The 16,217-nt window shown below is 69.7% G+C and carries 15 protein-coding genes; 4 read left to right on the top strand and 11 right to left on the bottom strand.

Features of this window, described 5'->3' with window-relative positions; translation table 11 throughout:
- The 10 genes from ACJ73U_RS18490 to ACJ73U_RS18445 form a co-directional block, all read right to left on the bottom strand.
- A partial coding sequence (locus ACJ73U_RS18490) for an MCE family protein (protein ID WP_407778892.1) occupies window positions 1-723 on the bottom strand: 723 nt, incomplete at its 3' end.
- 14 nt (window positions 724-737) lie between these two features.
- A complete protein-coding gene (locus ACJ73U_RS18485) occupies window positions 738-1,757 on the bottom strand; it encodes an MCE family protein (protein WP_407778891.1) in 1,020 nt (339 codons plus the stop codon).
- Window positions 1,757-2,794 carry an MCE family protein gene (locus ACJ73U_RS18480; protein ID WP_407778890.1) on the bottom strand — a complete coding sequence of 346 codons (1,038 nt, stop codon included), beginning with the start codon at window positions 2,792-2,794 and terminating at the stop codon, window positions 1,757-1,759. The genes ACJ73U_RS18485 and ACJ73U_RS18480 overlap by 1 nt, the downstream gene beginning before the upstream one ends.
- Window positions 2,795-2,882: 88 nt before the next feature.
- The gene (locus ACJ73U_RS18475; protein ID WP_407778889.1) at window positions 2,883-4,229 is read right to left on the bottom strand and encodes an MCE family protein; all 1,347 of its coding nucleotides are present in this window, start codon (window positions 4,227-4,229) and stop codon (window positions 2,883-2,885) included.
- Window positions 4,226-5,083, bottom strand: coding sequence for an MlaE family ABC transporter permease (locus ACJ73U_RS18470; RefSeq protein WP_407778888.1), 858 nt, complete (start codon window positions 5,081-5,083; stop codon window positions 4,226-4,228). Before ACJ73U_RS18470 ends, ACJ73U_RS18475 begins: the two co-directional genes overlap by 4 nt.
- Before the next feature lie 4 nt (window positions 5,084-5,087).
- Complete coding sequence (locus tag ACJ73U_RS18465) at window positions 5,088-5,819, bottom strand: MlaE family ABC transporter permease (RefSeq protein WP_407778887.1); 732 nt, start codon at window positions 5,817-5,819, stop codon at window positions 5,088-5,090.
- Window positions 5,820-5,921: 102 nt separating this feature from the next.
- Entirely contained in the window at window positions 5,922-6,683 is a 762-nt protein-coding gene (locus tag ACJ73U_RS18460; protein WP_407778886.1) for a glucose 1-dehydrogenase, read from the bottom strand.
- Between the two features lie 2 nt (window positions 6,684-6,685).
- Window positions 6,686-8,200: an aldehyde dehydrogenase family protein gene (locus ACJ73U_RS18455; protein WP_407778885.1), complete on the bottom strand. Its 1,515-nt coding sequence runs from the start codon at window positions 8,198-8,200 to the stop codon at window positions 6,686-6,688.
- Window positions 8,197-9,108: a 3-oxoacyl-ACP reductase gene (locus ACJ73U_RS18450; RefSeq protein ID WP_407778884.1), complete on the bottom strand. Its 912-nt coding sequence runs from the start codon at window positions 9,106-9,108 to the stop codon at window positions 8,197-8,199. The genes ACJ73U_RS18455 and ACJ73U_RS18450 overlap by 4 nt, the downstream gene beginning before the upstream one ends.
- Before the next feature lie 105 nt (window positions 9,109-9,213).
- On the bottom strand, window positions 9,214-10,296 hold the full coding sequence (locus tag ACJ73U_RS18445) for a Zn-dependent alcohol dehydrogenase (RefSeq protein WP_407778883.1): 1,083 nt from the start codon (window positions 10,294-10,296) through the stop codon (window positions 9,214-9,216).
- 71 nt (window positions 10,297-10,367) lie between these two features.
- Between ACJ73U_RS18445 and ACJ73U_RS18440 the strand changes: the two genes are divergently transcribed.
- The 4 genes from ACJ73U_RS18440 to ACJ73U_RS18425 are packed head-to-tail and all read left to right on the top strand — an operon-like array spanning window position 10,368 to window position 14,491.
- On the top strand, window positions 10,368-11,546 hold the full coding sequence (locus ACJ73U_RS18440; RefSeq protein WP_407778882.1) for an acyl-CoA dehydrogenase family protein: 1,179 nt from the start codon (window positions 10,368-10,370) through the stop codon (window positions 11,544-11,546).
- 6 nt (window positions 11,547-11,552) lie between these two features.
- Window positions 11,553-12,677 carry an acyl-CoA dehydrogenase family protein gene (locus tag ACJ73U_RS18435; RefSeq protein WP_407778881.1) on the top strand — a complete coding sequence of 375 codons (1,125 nt, stop codon included), beginning with the start codon at window positions 11,553-11,555 and terminating at the stop codon, window positions 12,675-12,677.
- A gap of 13 nt (window positions 12,678-12,690) precedes the next feature.
- Window positions 12,691-14,283, top strand: a complete 1,593-nt coding sequence (locus ACJ73U_RS18430; protein ID WP_407778880.1) for a long-chain-fatty-acid--CoA ligase — start codon at window positions 12,691-12,693, stop codon at window positions 14,281-14,283.
- 4 nt (window positions 14,284-14,287) lie between these two features.
- Window positions 14,288-14,491: a DUF5302 domain-containing protein gene (locus tag ACJ73U_RS18425; protein WP_407778879.1), complete on the top strand. Its 204-nt coding sequence runs from the start codon at window positions 14,288-14,290 to the stop codon at window positions 14,489-14,491.
- A 1,051-nt stretch (window positions 14,492-15,542) separates the two neighbouring features.
- Here ACJ73U_RS18425 and ACJ73U_RS18420 read toward each other — a convergent pair.
- The gene (locus ACJ73U_RS18420; protein ID WP_407778878.1) at window positions 15,543-16,070 is read right to left on the bottom strand and encodes an NUDIX domain-containing protein; all 528 of its coding nucleotides are present in this window, start codon (window positions 16,068-16,070) and stop codon (window positions 15,543-15,545) included.
- Between the last annotated feature and the right edge of the window lie 147 nt (window positions 16,071-16,217).

Below are 16,217 nucleotides of genomic sequence, written 5' to 3'. Positions count from 1 at the left end.
GTCCCGGTCGTCGGCCAGGTAGCCGCTCACGTCGGCGAGCCGGTCGTTGAACTCCCGCACCTGCGCGTCGCTCTCGGCGAGCGCGGTCGTGAAGGTGTTGAGGTTGTCGACGGTCGTGAACAAGTCCCCACTCGAGTCGGCGAGGACCGCAGAGGCGTCGGAGAGCTGCTTGATGGTCTGGTTGAACAGCTCGCCGTTGCCGGAGAGGTTCGCGGCCGCGGTGTCGAGCACGTTGGCGAGCGCGCCGTTCTTGTTGGCACCGTTGGGACCCAGTGCGGTGGCGAGGTCGTTGACGCTGGCCGTGAGGTCGTCCAGCTCGACGGGCGTCGCGGTGCGGTCGAGCGGGATCACCGTACCGCTCCTCATCAGCGGGCCGGCCTCGTAGGCGGGGGTCAGCTGGACGTACCGGTCGCTGACCAGCGACGGCGCCACCACGACCGCCTGCGCGTTCGCGGGGATCTCGACCCCGTCGTCGACGGTCATCTCGACCCTGACGCGGTCCCCTTGCGGGGTGACGGAGTCGATGCGGCCGACGCCGACGCCGAGCACCTTGACCTCGGATCCCGCGTACACGCCGACGGTTCTCGAGAAGTACGCGGTGATCCTCGTGCCGGCCGGGCGCATCGTGAGCCACCACAGCGCGAACGCGGTCACCAGGATGATCGCCACCGCGTAGATCACGGCGAGCGCGGCCCGGCGGCTCGCCTGGCTCTCCGTGAGCATGCCTCGTACGTTCATCAGTTGCCGCCCGTGTAGGCGAGTGGGGTCTCGCAGCCCTGCGGGTTGATGTCGAAGACCCCGAGGTCGGTCGTCGGCGGCAGGAGCCCGCAGATGTAGCCCTCGAACCAGCGGCCGTTGCCGACGACGTTGTTGAACATCCGCACGTACGGCGCGAGCGAGTGCAGGCTGTCGTTGAGGTTCTTCTGGTTCTTGGCCAGGATCGCGGTGACCTTGTCGAGGTCGGTCAGCACCGGTCGCAGCTGCGCCTGGTTGTCGGCGACGAGGCCGCGCAGCTCGCCGGCGAGGTTCGTGGTGCCGGTCAGCAGCGAGTGCACGGCCTCGCGGCGGAACTGCAGCTCGCCGAGCAGCAGGGACGCGTCGCCGAACAGTTTCTTCAGCTGGTCGTCCCGGTCGGCCAGCGTCTTGCTGAAGCCGGCGGTGTTCGCGAGCAGGGTCCGCAGCTGTTCGTCCCGTGTGGACAGTACGGCCGAGATCTGCGACAGGCCGGTGAGCGTGTCCTTGATGTGCTGCGGGGAGTTGGCGAACGTGTCGGACAGCACCTGGAAGCTCTGGGCGAGCTGTCCGGTGTCGATCTTGTCGACGGTCTGCGACAGCTTGCCGACCGCGGGGACGATGTCGAACGGCGTCCGCGTCCGGCTCACCGGGATCGGCGTGTTGGCGCTCTGCGGGTCGCGGCCGGCGGAGGAGATCGCGAGGTACTTGTCCCCCAACAGGGTCTTGATCTCGATGGACACCGTGCTCCGGTCGCCGAGGCTGACGTCCTCGACCCGGAAGTCGACGACCACCTTGTTGCGGGCCAGCTCCACGCCGCGGACCGCGCCGACCTTCACGCCGGCCAGTCGCACCTCGTTGCCCGGCCGCAACCCGGCCGACTCGCGGAACTCGGCCGTGTACGTGGTGCCGCCGCCGATGATCGGCAGGTCGTCGGCGTTGAACGCGACCAGCAGCCCCAGCACGATGAGCACGAGGGTGACGGTCCCGACGGCGGCCTGGTCCCTGTCCTTGAGCCGTTTCATCACTGGCACCTCTCCGCCATCGGGGTGCCGGGGATGGGGATCAGCGGGAGGTCCACCGAGATCCCCAGGTCCGACACGCCGATCCGCCCGCGCATGCTGCAGAGGTAGTAGTTGTACCAACCGCCGTAGCTGGACACGCGGTTGATGGTCTGGATCTTGTGCGGCAGGCCGGCCAGGAACTTGTCCACCGTGTCCCCCTGGTCCGCCAGGTTCCCGGCCAGGTCACCGAGCGCGGCGATGTCGTCCTTCAGCGGCGGCCTGACCGTGGACAGCAGGCCCGCCGTCGACGTGGTCAGGTCACCCAGCGCGCTGATCGCGCTGCCGATCGACTCCCGTTGCCGGGCGAGGCCCGTCGCCAGCTGCTGCAGCTGGTCGATGAGGCCCGACACCTCGTTCGTGCGGTCGTTGACCGTCGTCAGCACGGTGTTGAGGTTGTCGATGACCTGCCCGATCACCTGGTCCTTGCTCGCGACCGTCGACGCCAGCGACGCGGTGTGCGTGAGCACGCTGTCGATCGTGCCGCCCTCGCCCTGCAGGACCTGGATCAGCTCGCCCGCCAGCTTGTTCACGTCCTCGGGCCGCAGCGCCTGGAACAGCGGCTGGAACCCGTTGAACAGCTGGGTGAGGTTGAGCGCCGGCTGGGTCCGCGCGATCGGGATGGTGTCGCCGGGCTCCAGCACCGCGTTCGTCTCGCCGGCGCCGATGCCGAGCGAGATGTACCGCTGGCCGATCAGGTTGCGGTACTTGATGGTCGCGGTGACCGTCCGCGGCAGCCGGCGGCCTGCCTCGACGTCGAACCGCACGTCCGCGTACCTGTTCTCGGCGACGGAGATGTCGGTCACCTGTCCTATCCGGACGCCGGACATGCGGATGTCGTCACCGACGTTGAGGCCGGTCGCGTCGGCGAACCTGGCGGCGTAACCCTTGGTCGGGCCGAGGGCGGTGTTGGCGATCGTGAGGCCCAGCAACGCCGTCAGCGTGATGGTGACCACGGCGAACACGACCATCTTCACGAGTGGTCCGACGAAGTTCCTCACGACACCACCTCCCCCGCTCCGCGGCACCGGAACGCTCCGCGGGCTCGGTGGCGTCCTGCGTACCGATGGTTCGCTCCGCAAGCTCCGCTCATCGGAGGGTCACCTCCGTGCCGCGGAACAGCGGCCCGACCAGCAACGAGCTCCAGGCCGGCACCTGCGACGGCGCCACCCCGAGGCCCGGCGCGACCAGCGCGGCGATCAGCTGCTGCTCGGCCGGGCTGTTCGCGATCCGCGGCTGGCTGGTCAGCGACTGCGGCAGCGTGTTCGGGAAGTCCTGCGGGCGGTCGTTGTGCGGTGCCGGCGGTTTCGACGAGCCGTCCCTGAGGCCGCCGCCTTCCGGGTACTGCGGGAACACGGCCGGCGGGTGCGCCACCGGGTAGCAGCGGGGGCCGCGCTTGTCGTCGTAGCGCGGGGTGTCCACACCGGGCAGGTACTTGCCGCGGCTCGCGGTGATCTCGATGGTGACCTTGGAGACGTTCGGGGTGTCCGTGCCCTTGCCGAACGCGCGGTCCGCGCTCGGGATGGCGTCGGTGATCTGCTTCAGCAGGCACGGGTACTCGGGCGCGTACTTGGCCAGCACCGCGAGGGTGGACGTCGAGGTGCTGGCCAGGCCGATGATGTTGTCCTCGTTGGCGGCCAGGAAGTTGCCGAGGTCGATGGACGCGTTGGTCAGCGTCGAGTACAGGTTCTGGAGCTGGCCGCGTTGCTCGACCACCGTCCGCGTGGTGACGGTCAGGTCCCGCAACGCCGTCAGCAGCTCCGGTCCCGCGGTCGCGTAGGTGTCCGCGACCTGCGCGAGCTTGTCGATGTCGGCCCGCAGGTCCGGCAGCGACGGCTCGATCTGCCCGAGGTAGCGGCCCAGCTCGACCAGCGTGTCGCCGAAGTCCTCGCCCTGGCCCCTCAGCGCCGTCGACATGGCGGTCAGCGTCGCCGACAGCTTCTCCGGCTGGACGGCCTGCAGCACCGGCATGAGGTTGTCGAGCACCTGCTCGATCTCGATGGCCGAGCTGGTGCGGTCCTGCCCGATCACCGAGCCCTCGCGCAACCGTCCAGTGGGGGCGGACGGGACCTGCAGTGCCACGTAACGTTCGCCGAACAGCGTCTTCGGCAGCAGCCGCGCGGTCACGTTCGCCGGGATCCTCCCGATCTGGTCGGGATCCATCGCGAGATCCAGCACCGCGTGGTCGCCCCTGGGCTCGATCCCCCGCACCTCACCGACGATCAGCCCGCGCAGCTTGACGTCCGCGCCGGCACGCAGCTGGTTGCCGACGTGGTCGGTCTCCAGCGTGACCGGCACGACCGGGGTGAACGTCTTGCGGTAGAAGGCGATCGAGAGCACGACGAACATCCCGGCGATCACCAGGAAGATCAGCCCGTAGATCTGGTACCGGAGTCTCTCCTTCGGCACCCACCTCGCGCTCGCACGTTCGCTCATCCGGCTATCCGTACTGTCGTCGTGGCACCCCAGATGGCCAGGGACAGGAAGAAGTCGAGCAGCATCTGCACCACGATCGCCGCGCGCACCGCCCTACCGACGGCCACGCCCACCCCGGCCGGCCCGCCGGTCGCGGTGTAGCCGTAGTAGCAGTGCACGAGGATGATCACGACGCTGAACACCATCACCTTGAGGAACGACCACAGCACGTCCTCCGGTGGTAAGAACAGGTGGAAGTAATGGTCGTAGGTGCCGGTCGACTGGCCGTACACCCACACGGTCACCTGCCGCGAGGCCACGTACGACGACAGCAGGCCCACCAGGTACAGCGGGATCACGGCCGCCACCGCGGCGATCACCCGCGTGGTCACCAGGTACGGCAGGCTGGGCACCGCCATCACCTCGAGCGCGTCGATCTCCTCGGAGATCCGCATGGCGCCGAGCTGCGCGGTGAACCCGCAACCCACGGTCGCGGACAGCGCGAGCCCGGCGGCCAGCGGCGCGACCTCCCGGGTGTCGAAATACGCCGCGATGAACCCGGTAAGGGCGGACGTACCGAGCTGGTTCAACGCGGAGTAACCCTGGAGGCCGACGATCAGGCCGGTGAACACGGTCATGCCGATCATCACGCCGAGCGTGCCGCCGATGACCGCGAGCGCACCGGATCCGAAGAAGACGTCCGACAGGAGCCGCAGGATCTCTCGTGGGTAGTGCGCGAGCGTGCGCGGCACCCACGCGAGTACCCGGGCGTAGAAGGCGAGCTGCTGGCCGAGCGTGGCGAGACCGTCGAGCGGCTGGTTCGCGACGACCACCAGTCGCCTGGGCACTTTCGGCGGAATGTCCACTGTGGCCATGGCGTCACATTCCCTTCGGGGGAACGATCTGCAGGTAGATCCCCGTGATCACCACGTTGATCAGGAACAGCAGCAGGAACGTGACGACCACGGTCTGGTTCACCGCGTCGCCGACGCCCTTCGGCCCCCGCCCCGGGTTCAACCCGCGGTAGGCGGCGACGGTACCGGCCACGAACCCGTACAGCACCGCCTTCAACTCCGACACCCACAGGTCGGACAGCTGGGCCAGCGCGTTGAACGACGCGAGGTAGGCACCCGGCGTCCCGCCCTGCATCACGACGTTGAAGTAGTAGCCGCCCACGACGCCGACGACGCTGACCAGACCGTTGAGCAGCACGGCCACAATGGTCATACCGAGCACGCGCGGCACGATCAGCCGCTGCACCGGGGACACGCCGAGCACCTCGAGCGCGTCGATCTCCTCGCGGATCGTGCGGGAGCCGATGTCCGCGCACATGGCCGACCCGCCGGCACCGGCCACGAGCAACGCCGTGATCAGCGGGCTGGCCTGCTGCACGATCGCGAGCGCGCTGGCCGCGCCGGTGAACGACTGCGCGCCGATCTGCTGGGTCAGCGAGCCGAGCTGCAACGCGATGACCGCGCCGAACGGGATCGACACGAGCGCGGTCGGCAGGATCGTGACGCTGGCGAAGAACCAGCACTGCTGGATCAGCTCACGCCACTGGAAAGGGCGGCGCGGCGTGTTCCTCGCCACCTCCCACGCCAACGTGGACATCCGCCCGACCTGGGCGAGGGCACGCACAGGCGCGGCACGTGTCCCGGCGGTATCGCTCACAAGCCATCACCCATGATGTCCAACGAATGAAAATACCAGGGGTTACCCGAGGTTCGACAGTGAATGCCCCGCGGTCACGCCGCCGTCCGCGACGAACTCGGCACCGGTGCAGTAGGAGCTCTCGTCGCTCGCGAGGAACACGGTCAGCTCGGCGATCTCGCTCGGCTGACCGACGCGCCCGAGCGGCACCTTCTTGCCGACGAACGTCATGTCCACCTCCTGGCCGCCGAGCGCCGCGGGGATCATCCCGGTCTCGATCATGCCCGGGTGCACGGAGTTTACCCGCACGCCCCTGCCGGCCAACTCCAGTGCCGCGACCTTCGTCATGCCGCGGATCGCGAACTTGCTGGCCGTGTAGGCGGTCAGCAGCGGCGCGGCCCGCAACCCCTCGATCGAGGAGACGTTGATGATCGAACCGCCACCGGCCTTCTTCATGCCGGGCACGACGCCACGCATGCCGAGGAACGTGCCGACCTGGTTGATGTGGATGACCCGCAGGTAGTCGGACAACGTGGTGTCCTGCAGCCGCGCGAAGTGCAGCACGCCGGCGTTGTTGACGAGCACGTTCGGGTGTTCGTACACGGCCGTGGTCTCGGCGACCGCGGCGGTCCAACCGTCCTCTTCGGACACGTCGAGGTGGACGAAGTGCGCGCCAAGCTCGTCGGCGAGCGCCCTGCCCTCCTCGTCGCGCACGTCGGCGACGACCACCCGCGCGCCCTCCTCGACGAACCGGCGCACGGCGGCCGCGCCCTGCCCGCCCGCGGCACCCGTGACGAGCGCTACCTTCCCCGACAGTCGTCCCATGGCTACATCATCTCGTCGGTCAGCGGCATCAACACGGTCTTCAGCTCGGTGTACGCCTCGAACGCGCTCTGCCCGCCCTCGCGGCCGAGCCCGGACTGCTTGAAGCCGCCGAACGGCAGGTGCGGCTCCACCTGGAAACCGTTGATCCCCACCGTACCGGCACGCAGCCGGCGCGCCAGTCGAAACGCCCGCTTGGCGTCCGCCGTGTACAACCCGGCGCCCAGGCCGTAGTCGGTGTCGTTGGCGATCCGGACCGCCTCGTTCTCGTCGGTGAAGGGGATGACGGCGAGCACGGGACCGAAGACCTCCTCGCGGGCGATCTCCATGTCGTTGTCCACGTCGGCGAAGATGGTGGGGCGGACGAAGTTGCCCTCGGCCAGGTCGCCGCCGGCACGCTCGCCGCCGCACACCAGCCGGGCGCCCGCCGCGCGGCCGCGCTCGATGAGCCCGAGCACGCGGTCCAGCTGCCTGGTGTTGATCAGGGGGCTCGCCGTGGTGCTCAGCTCGAACGGGTCCCCGTAGGTGACCGCCCCGGCCATCGTCTCGGCGGCCCCGAGGAACTGGTCGTAGACGTCCCGGTGCACCAGCGCCCGCGTGTGCGCCACGCACGCCTGCCCGGACAGGCCCATGGTGACGGTACCGACCGTGGTCATCGCGGCCATCCCGACGTCCGGCGCGTCCGGGAACACCAGCGTCGGGCTCTTGCCGCCCAGTTCGAGCGAGACCCGCTTGAGCGTTCCGGCGGAGGCCTCGACGATGTGCCGGCCGACGGCCCGGCTGCCGGTGAAGCTGATCTTGTCGACGAGCGGGTGGGTGATCAGCGCCTCGCCGGTGGGACTGCCCGGTCCGGTCACGACGTTGACGACGCCGTCCGGCAGGCCGGCCTCGCTCAGCAGCTCCACCATCCGCAGCACGGCGAAGGACGCGAACTCCGACGGCTTGAGCACCACCGTGCAGCCGGCCGCGAGCGCCGGCCCGAGCTTCTGCGCGAACAGCAGGAACGGCGCGTTCCACGGCAGGATCGCCGCCACCACGCCGATCGGGTCGCGGAAGGTCATCGCGAGGTGGTCGCCGCCCTGGTACGGCGGCAGGGTCTGGCCGCCGACCTTGTCCACCCAGCCGGCGTGGTGGGTGAACACGTCCGCGGCGATCTCGACCGAGCCGGCGTAGATGTTGGTGCTGAACATGAGCGGCACGCCGTTGTCCAGTGCCTGCAACCCACGCAGCTCCTCGGCGTGCTCGCGCAGCAGCGACGCGTACCTCAGCAGCACCCCCACCCGGATGTGGGCCCGGGCGCGCGGCCAGTCACCCTCGTCGAAGGCGTGCCGGGCGGCGCGCACCGCCTCGTCCACATCGGACTCGTTCGCGACCGGGACGGTGCCGATCGCCTCGCCGGTGGCCGGGTGCCGGTGCGTCCAGGTGGCGCCGTCGCTCGCCGGCCGCCACTTGCCGTCGACCAGCAGTGCCCCGTCCTTCAGGCCCACCGCGTCCCGGCGGGGACCCAGGCTCAGTGTCATCGCGCGTCCTCCTTCAAGGACATCAGCTCGGTGGCGGCGAAGGTCTTCCCGGGGTCGCGGCCGGCGAAGTACGTGCCGAGCGCGGCGTCCAGGGACCGCATGGTCCACTGTGGGTCTTCGAACCTGGCCTCGACGGCCGGTGGCGCGAGCAGCGCGACCATCCCGCCGTAGGCGACGAACACCTGACCGCTGATGTGCCCGGCGGCCGGCGAGGCGAGGTAGGCGACGAGAGGCGCGACGTGGTCCGGAGACAGGGGATCCACGCCATCCGCCGGCGCGTCGCCGAAGACGACGGCGGTCATGGCGGTCCGCGCACGCGGGCAGATCGCGTTGGCCGTCACGCCGTAGCGGGCGAGGCCGCGCGCGGTCGCGACCGTGAGCGCGGTGATGCCGGCCTTGGCCGCGGCGTAGTTCGGCTGCCCCTCGGAGCCGAACAGGAACGCCTCGGACGTGGTGTTGACGACCCGGCCGTAGGTGGTGCCGCCGTTCGCCTTCGCGAGCCCGCGCCAGTACGCGGCCGCGTTGCGGGACAACAGGAAGTGGCCGCGCAGGTGCACGCGGACGACGAGGTCCCACTCCTCGTCGGACATGTTGAACAGCATCCGGTCCCGCAGCACGCCGGCGTTGTTGACGAGCACGTGCAGGCCGCCGAACCGTTCGACCGCGGTGTCGGTGATCTCGCGTGCGGTGTCCGAGGAGGACACGTCACCGCGGACCAGAACGGCCTTGACACCCAGCGCCTCGATCTCGTCGACCACGTCGGAGTCGGCCACGTCGTTGACCACGAGGTCGGCACCCCCGCGGGCGAGCGCGAGCGCCTCGGCCCGCCCGAGCCCGGACCCGGCACCGGTGACGACGGCGACCTTGCCCTCGAGACCGAGCCGTGTTGGTTCAGGCGCTCCGCTCATACGCCAGTCCTTCCACTCCTGCGCGGGGGCCCAAGGCTCGTTCCTCGCCGGGCCTGCGTGCTCGTCGGTCCGGTCGACGTTCGCTCCTTCGCTCCCGCACCCATGTCAGAAGGTGACGATCTGCCGGATGACGTTGGCGCCGTCCTTGAGCGCCCGCAGGCCGTCGTTGATCTCGTCGAGCGTGATCCGCCTGCTGATCATGCTGTCGAGGTCGAGCCGGCCGGCGCGCCACAGCGCCAGCAGCCGCGGGTAGTCCCGCCGCACGTCCGCGCCGCCGTAGAACGAGCCGAGCAACCGCTTGTCGTGCAGGAACAGCTCCTGCGCGCTGAACCGCACCATCGCGTCCCCGCGCCCGGCGCCGACCACGACGGCCGTGCCGCCGCGGCGGGCGTTGTCCCACGCGGCCCGGATCGTGGCGGGCGCGCCGACCACGTCGAACGCGTAGTCCCAGCCCTGGCTCTCGGTCAGCGAGGCGTGCAGGCCGGCCAGTTCGTCCGGCGTGACGGTGTGCGTGGCGCCGAAGTGCCTGGCTGCCTCGTGCTTCTCGGTGAGCGGGTCGACCGCGACGATCTGGGACGCGCCGGCGAGCCGCGCGCCCTGGATGACCGAGACGCCGACGCCACCGCAGCCGAACACCAGCACGGTCGAGCCGATCTCCACCCTCGCCGTGTTGATCACCGCGCCGACACCGGTCATGACCCCGCACGCGACGAGCGCGGCGATCTCGAACGGCACGTCGTCCGGGATCCTGACCGCGCCCTCCACCGGTACGACCAGTTCCTCGGCGAACGTGCCGGTGCCGGCGTACCCGAACACACTCGTGTCGCCGATCCTGAAGCGCGGGTTCATGAACGCGGCGATCGTGTGGATCGCGCACAGGTGCGGCCGCCCGCCGACACAGTTGACGCAGCCGCCGCACGGCGGGACGAACGTGAGGACGGCGTGGTCGCCGACCGCGAGCTCACTGACGCCGGCGCCGATCTCGACGACCTCGCCGGCGCCCTCGTGACCGATGATGCCCGGCGCCAGCGCGGGCAGCGTGCCGTCCATCGCCGACACGTCGCTGTGGCAGACACCGGTGGCCCGGACCCGGATCCTGATCTCACGAGGGCCGACGTCGGTGGTCGTCACGTCGTCGCGCAGCTCGAGCTCGGTGTCGCCCACCTGGTGGAGAACTGCCGCCTTCATCGCCGGACCTCCTCGTCTGGCTCGGACTCTAGTACATTCCTAGAACGTGTTCTAGTAGCCAGGGAGTGCCGGTGCACATCGCATACACACCTGAGCAGGAGGCGCTGCGGCGCGAGCTGCGGGCGTACTTCGCCGAGCTGATGACCCCGGAGCGGCGCGAAGCGCTCGCCAGCGGCGGGGACTACGGCGACGGCGACGTGTACAAGGAGGTCGTGCGCCAGATGGGCGCCGACGGCTGGCTCGCGCTCGGCTGGCCCGAGGAGTACGGCGGACAGGCCAGACCCATGCTGGACCAGCTCGTCTTCACGGACGAGGCGGCCGTCGCCGGGGCACCCGTGCCGTTCCTGACGATCAACACGGTCGGTCCGACGATCATGCGGTTCGGGACCGAAAAACAGAAGCGGTTCTACCTGCCGCGCATCGCCGCCGGGGAGATCCACTTCTCGATCGGCTACAGCGAACCCGAGGCCGGCACGGACCTCGCCGCGCTGCGGACCCGCGCGGTCGCCGACGGGGACTCCTGGGTCATCAACGGCCAGAAGATGTGGACGTCGCTGATCCAGTACGCGGACTACGTGTGGCTGGCCTGCCGCACCGACCCGGACGCGCCGAAGCACAAGGGCCTCTCGATGATCATCGTGCCGACGGACGCGCCGGGCTTCTCGTGGACGCCGGTGCGCACGATGTCCGGGCCGACGACGAGCGCGACCTACTACTCCGACGTCCGGGTCCCCGCCGAGAACCTGGTCGGCGAGCTGAACCGGGGCTGGCCGCTGATCACCAACCAGCTCAACCACGAGCGCGTCGCGCTGACGTCGTCGGCGCCGGTCCGCGAGGCGCTGCGGGCCGTGCGCGAGTGGGCGCAGCAGACGAAGCTGCCGGACGGGCGGCGGGTGATCGACCAGGAATGGGTGCAGATCCACCTCGCGCGCGTCCACGCCAAGGCGGAGTTCCTCAAGCTCGTCAACTGGAAGATCGCCTGGGGCGTCGACAAGGGCCTGAGCCCCGCGGACGCGTCGGCGACGAAGGTGTTCGGCACGGAGTTCGCGACCGAGGCCTACCGGCTGCTGATGGAGGTGCTCGGACCGCAGGCGTACGTGCGGACCGGGTCCCCGGGTGCGGTGCTGCGCGGACGGATCGAACGCATGCACCGCGCCGCGCTGATCCTCACGTTCGGCGGCGGGACCAACGAGGTGCAACGCGACATCGTGGCGGCCGTCGGTCTCGGCATGCCCCCGGCGAAGAGGTGAATGTGCATGGACTTCTCATTCGACGACCAGGACACCGACCTCGCGGAGCTGACCCGCACCATCCTCGCCGACCACGCGACGCCCGCCCGCCTCGCCGAGGTCGAGGCGACCGGCGACCGTTTCGACCGTTCACTGTGGACGGAGCTGGCGAAGGCCGGCGTGCTGGCCGCGGCGCTGCCCGAGTCGGTCGGCGGCAGCGGACTGGACCTGCTCGCGCAGTGCGCGGTGCTCGTCGAGCTGGGACGCCGGGTCGCACCCGTGCCCTATTTGCCATCGATCGTCCAGGCCGCGTCCGCGATCGCGGAGTTCGGCAGCGACGCCCAGCGCGCGGCGTGGGCCGCGCCCGCCGCGGCGGGAAGGCTCGTGCTGAGCGCCGCACTGTCCGAAGAGGCCGGTGACGGTCCGGCGCCCACCACCTCCGCCACGCGTGCAAGTGCATCTGCGACATGGCGTTTGCACGGGACGAAAGTTGCCGTCCCCGCTGGTCCGGTCGCTGATCTCTTTCTTGTCCCGGCCGAAACTTCCGGCGGACCGACTGTGTTTCTTGTCACGCCACAGGACGCTGGCGTGACCGTGCGCCGCCAGCAGATCGTCGACGGTGACGCCGAGGGACTCCTGGAACTCGACGACGTCGCACTCGCCGAGGACCGCGTCCTCGGTTCCGCGGGGGAGGGCGCGCCCGTCATCGACTGGCTCACCACTCGCGGCACCGTCGGCCTTTGCGCGCTCCAGGCGGGCATTTCCGCGGAAAGTCTGCAGATGACAGCCAGATACGCAACTGGCAGAGTGCAATTTGGGCGTCCGATAGCGACATTTCAGGCAGTTGGCCAGCGGCTCGCCGACTGCTACATCGACGCCGAGGCAATACGCCTCACACTCTGGCAGGCCGCTTGGCGAGTGTCCAAAAATCTGCATGCCCACAATGAGATAGCGACCGCGAAGTTCTGGGCGGCGGACGGCGGGCACCGCATCGCGCATGCGGCCGTGCACATTCACGGTGGCGTGGGTATTGACGTGGACTACCCGCTCCATCGATATTTTGTTGCCACGAAACGCATCGAGTTCAGCCTTGGCGGCGCCACCACTCAGCTGCGCAGGATCGGCGCCGCGCTGGCCGCGGAGCCGGCCTGAGAGGGAGGTTCGCATGACCGCGCCTGGGGATCGGATCCCCACCGTCACCGAGCTGCTGCTCGCGCGCGCGGACGATGCGAACCCCGGCCTCGCGTTCGAGGACCAGCGGTGGTCCTGGCACGACCACGTGCGTGAGTGCGCGGACCGGGCCGCGCTGCTGCGGTCGCTGCGCCGGCCCGGGCCCTTCCACATCGGCGTGCTGCTGGACAACGTGCCGGAGTACTCGTTCCTCCTCGGCGGGGCCGCGCTGGCCGGCGCGGTGCTCGTCGGGCTGAACACGAGCCGGCGCGGCGAGGCGCTGGTGCGGGACGCCCGGCTGGCCGACTGCCAGGTCGTGATCACCGACAGCCGGTACGTGGAGTTGTTGCAGGGGCTGGACATCGGCGCGCGGGTGCTGGACATCGACTCGCCGGCCTGGCACGTGATGGCCTACCGGCACCAGTACTCGCCGCTGGAGGCCGTGTCGGCGAACCCGGACGACCTGCTCATGCTGATCTTCACGTCGGGCACGAGCGGCGACCCGAAGGCGGTCCGGGTCACGCACGCCAAGGTCACACAGCCGGGCATGCTGCTGGCGTCGCGCTACGGACTGGGCGCCGCCGACACGTGTTACGTGGCGATGCCCATGTTCCACTCCAACGCGATCATGGCCGGCTGGGCGGTCGGCCTGGCGGCGGGCGCACAGCTCGCGCTGCGCAGGAGGTTCTCGGCAAGCGGTTTCCTGCCCGACGTCCGCCGATTCGGCGTCACCTACGCGAACTACGTCGGGAAACCGCTGTCCTACGTCCTCAGCACCCCACCGGCCCCGGACGACGCGGACAACCCACTGAAGGTGATGTTCGGCAACGAGGCGAACCCGCGCGACATCGAGGCGTTCGCCGAGCGGTTCGGCTGCGTGGTGACCGACGCGTACGGCTCGACGGAGGGCGGGATCACGATCGCCCGGCCGCCGGAGACTCCCGTCGGTTCGCTGGGCCGCCTCGACGAGACGCTGGCGGTGCTGGACCCGTCCACCGGCGCGGAGTGCCCGCCGGGCGAGGTGGGCGAGCTGGTGAACACGTCCGGCACGGGCATGTTCGCCGGCTACTACAAGGAACCGCCCGACAACCGCGTGCGAGACGGCAGGTTCTGGAGCGGCGACCTGGTTTACCGCGACGAGCGGGACTTCCTGTGGTTCGTGGGCCGGACCAGCGAGTGGCTGCGGGTGGACGGCGAGAACCTGGGCACCGCACCGATCGAGCGAGTCCTGCTCCGCCACGAGTCGGTGGCGGAGGTCGCGGTGTACGCCGTCCCGGACCCCTCCGTCGGCGACCAGATCATGGCCGCCCTGGTCTACCGGGGCGACTTCGACCCGGCGGCCTTCGCGGCCTTCCTGGCCGCCCAACCCGACCTGGGCCCGAAGCAGGTCCCGAGGTTCATCCGCCTGACCGCCCGCCTACCCCGCACCGCGACGTTCAAGGTGCTCAAGCGCACACTGTCGGCACAGCGTTGGCGCACGCCGGACCCGGTGTGGTGGCGCCCCGGCCAGGCACTGGAGTACGAGCCGTTGACCCCATCCAGCGACCCGGTCCGGCTCGACTGGGGCGCCCGCTCCGTGCGACCCTGAGGCCATGCCTGACACACCGGAACCCACATCCCCCGATGCCGAGCCTGAGACACCCCAGGAGGATGTGAAGGCCGCGTTCCGCGCGGCACTGGAACGCAAGCAGGCGCAGAACCGCAAGGGCCAGGAACACGCGGACTCTCGCTCCAAGGTCGACAATGCTCACGGCCCTGCCGCCGCCAAGCGCACCTTCCGCCGCAAGAGCGGCTGACAGCGCCTCGACACGGGGGCCGGCCACTCTGGCCGGCCCCCGTTCGCGTCTCCTGACCGCAGACTCCTCCGGCGACAGCCCATCACCTCCGCATCCGGGCACTTCGCCGGCACGAAACTCCCACACGGTCCAACTCACCCGCGAAAGTTGCCCATAGGCCCCGCCCACCAGCGGTTTTGTCACCCTCCGCTGGAGAACGGACCCGGGGACCAGCCCCGTCCACGTCCTCGCTGCGCATTCCCCAGACGGCAGCCCCACCACACACGCCTTCGTCACAACCTTCACCACCGCATCCGGCACTCCACCGACACAAAAGTCCCACACGCTCCAACTCACCCGCGAAAGCTTGTCCACAACCCCCAACCAGCGGTCCTGTCACCCTCCGCCGGAGAACGGACCCGAGGCCGACCCCCGTCCGCGTCCTCGCCGCAGATCCCTCAGACGCCAGCCCCATCACACAGGTCTTCGGCACGACCTTCACCACCGCATCCAGGCTCTTCATCGGCACAAAAGTCCCACACGCTCGAACTCACCCGCGGAGTTGTCCACGACCCTCGCCGACCAGCGGTTCGGTCATCCTTCGCGGGACAATGCTTTCGGGGGCCAGCCTCGTTCGCGTCCTGGCCGCAGATTCCTCAAACGGCAGCCCCACACGTCTTCGTCACGACCCTCGCCACCGCAGCCGGGCACTCCACCGACACGAAACTCCCACGCTTCAACTCACCCGCGGAAGCCATCCACGACCCCGCCAACCAGCGATTCGGTCGACCTCCGCCGGAGAACGAACCCGAGGCCAACCTCCGTCCGCATCCTCGCTGCGCATTCCCTAAGCGGCGGCCCCACTGCGAAACCTCGCCACCACCTCCGCATCCGGGCTCTCCACCGGCACGAAAGTCCCACTCGCTCCAACTCACCTGCGAAAGTTATCCACAACCCCCGCCAACCAGCGGTTTTGTCACCCTCTGCCGATAGAATGGACTCGGGGCCGGCCCCCGGGATGGGTGGGGGCTGTCTCAACCACAGACAGGCCTACAGCGCAAAATTCGCGCGGCTAGCGGATGCGTAGGGTGAGCAGGAGGTAGGCGCCCAGCGTCGGGCCATCGGTGATCTCGCCCTCGCGGAGCATGCGCTCGACCTCGGCCCGGGGGAACCAGTCCTGGCGCATGTCCACCTCCGTGACCTCGCGGTGCGGCTCACCCGGCGTCAGGTCCGTGGCCAGGAAGACGTGGGCCGCCTGGCCAGTCACGCTGTTCGCCGGGTGCAGTGCGCCGAGTCGCTCCAGGTGACCGGCCGTGAGGCCCGTCTCCTCGGCCAGTTCCGCGGCGGCCAGTTCCGCGGGCGTGCCCGTCACCCCCGCCGGGAACGAACCCGACGGGAACTCCCACGTCCGCGCCCGCATCGGATAGCGGTACTGCTCCACCAGGTGGAACCCGTCGTTCTCGAACGGCAGCACCACCGCGAAGTCGGGGGCGTCGAGGACCGAGTACACACCCCGCGACCCGTCGATCCGCTCGACCTGGTCCTCACGCAGCGTGAGCCACGGGTTCGTGTACACCACCCGAGAGGCGACGGGCCTCATGCGCGGGCACCCAGCGTGAACAGGAGATACGCGGCGAGTGACGAGTCGTCCGTGAGCACGCCCTCCCGGATCATGCGTTCGACCTCGGCGCGGGGGAACCAGTCCTGGCGCATGTCCACCTCCGTGACCTCGCGGTGCGGCTCACCC

It is taken from the genome of Actinophytocola sp., assembly GCF_045807065.1.
Lineage (GTDB): Bacteria > Actinomycetota > Actinomycetes > Mycobacteriales > Pseudonocardiaceae > Actinophytocola.
This window is presented reverse-complemented; position numbering and strand designations above follow the sequence as displayed.

Coding starts and splice junctions, on each gene's coding strand:
- ACJ73U_RS18485 (WP_407778891.1), bottom strand. CDS start 1,757: ATGAAACGGCTCAAGGACAGGGACCAGGCCGCCGTCGGGACCGTCACC.
- ACJ73U_RS18475 (WP_407778889.1), bottom strand. CDS start 4,229: ATGAGCGAACGTGCGAGCGCGAGGTGGGTGCCGAAGGAGAGACTCCGG.
- ACJ73U_RS18470 (WP_407778888.1), bottom strand. CDS start 5,083: ATGGCCACAGTGGACATTCCGCCGAAAGTGCCCAGGCGACTGGTGGTC.
- ACJ73U_RS18465 (WP_407778887.1), bottom strand. CDS start 5,819: ATGTCCACGTTGGCGTGGGAGGTGGCGAGGAACACGCCGCGCCGCCCT.
- ACJ73U_RS18460 (WP_407778886.1), bottom strand. CDS start 6,683: ATGGGACGACTGTCGGGGAAGGTAGCGCTCGTCACGGGTGCCGCGGGC.
- ACJ73U_RS18455 (WP_407778885.1), bottom strand. CDS start 8,200: ATGACACTGAGCCTGGGTCCCCGCCGGGACGCGGTGGGCCTGAAGGAC.
- ACJ73U_RS18450 (WP_407778884.1), bottom strand. CDS start 9,108: ATGAGCGGAGCGCCTGAACCAACACGGCTCGGTCTCGAGGGCAAGGTC.
- ACJ73U_RS18445 (WP_407778883.1), bottom strand. CDS start 10,296: ATGAAGGCGGCAGTTCTCCACCAGGTGGGCGACACCGAGCTCGAGCTG.
- ACJ73U_RS18435 (WP_407778881.1), top strand. CDS start 11,553: ATGGACTTCTCATTCGACGACCAGGACACCGACCTCGCGGAGCTGACC.
- ACJ73U_RS18430 (WP_407778880.1), top strand. CDS start 12,691: ATGACCGCGCCTGGGGATCGGATCCCCACCGTCACCGAGCTGCTGCTC.
- ACJ73U_RS18425 (WP_407778879.1), top strand. CDS start 14,288: ATGCCTGACACACCGGAACCCACATCCCCCGATGCCGAGCCTGAGACA.
- ACJ73U_RS18420 (WP_407778878.1), bottom strand. CDS start 16,070: ATGAGGCCCGTCGCCTCTCGGGTGGTGTACACGAACCCGTGGCTCACG.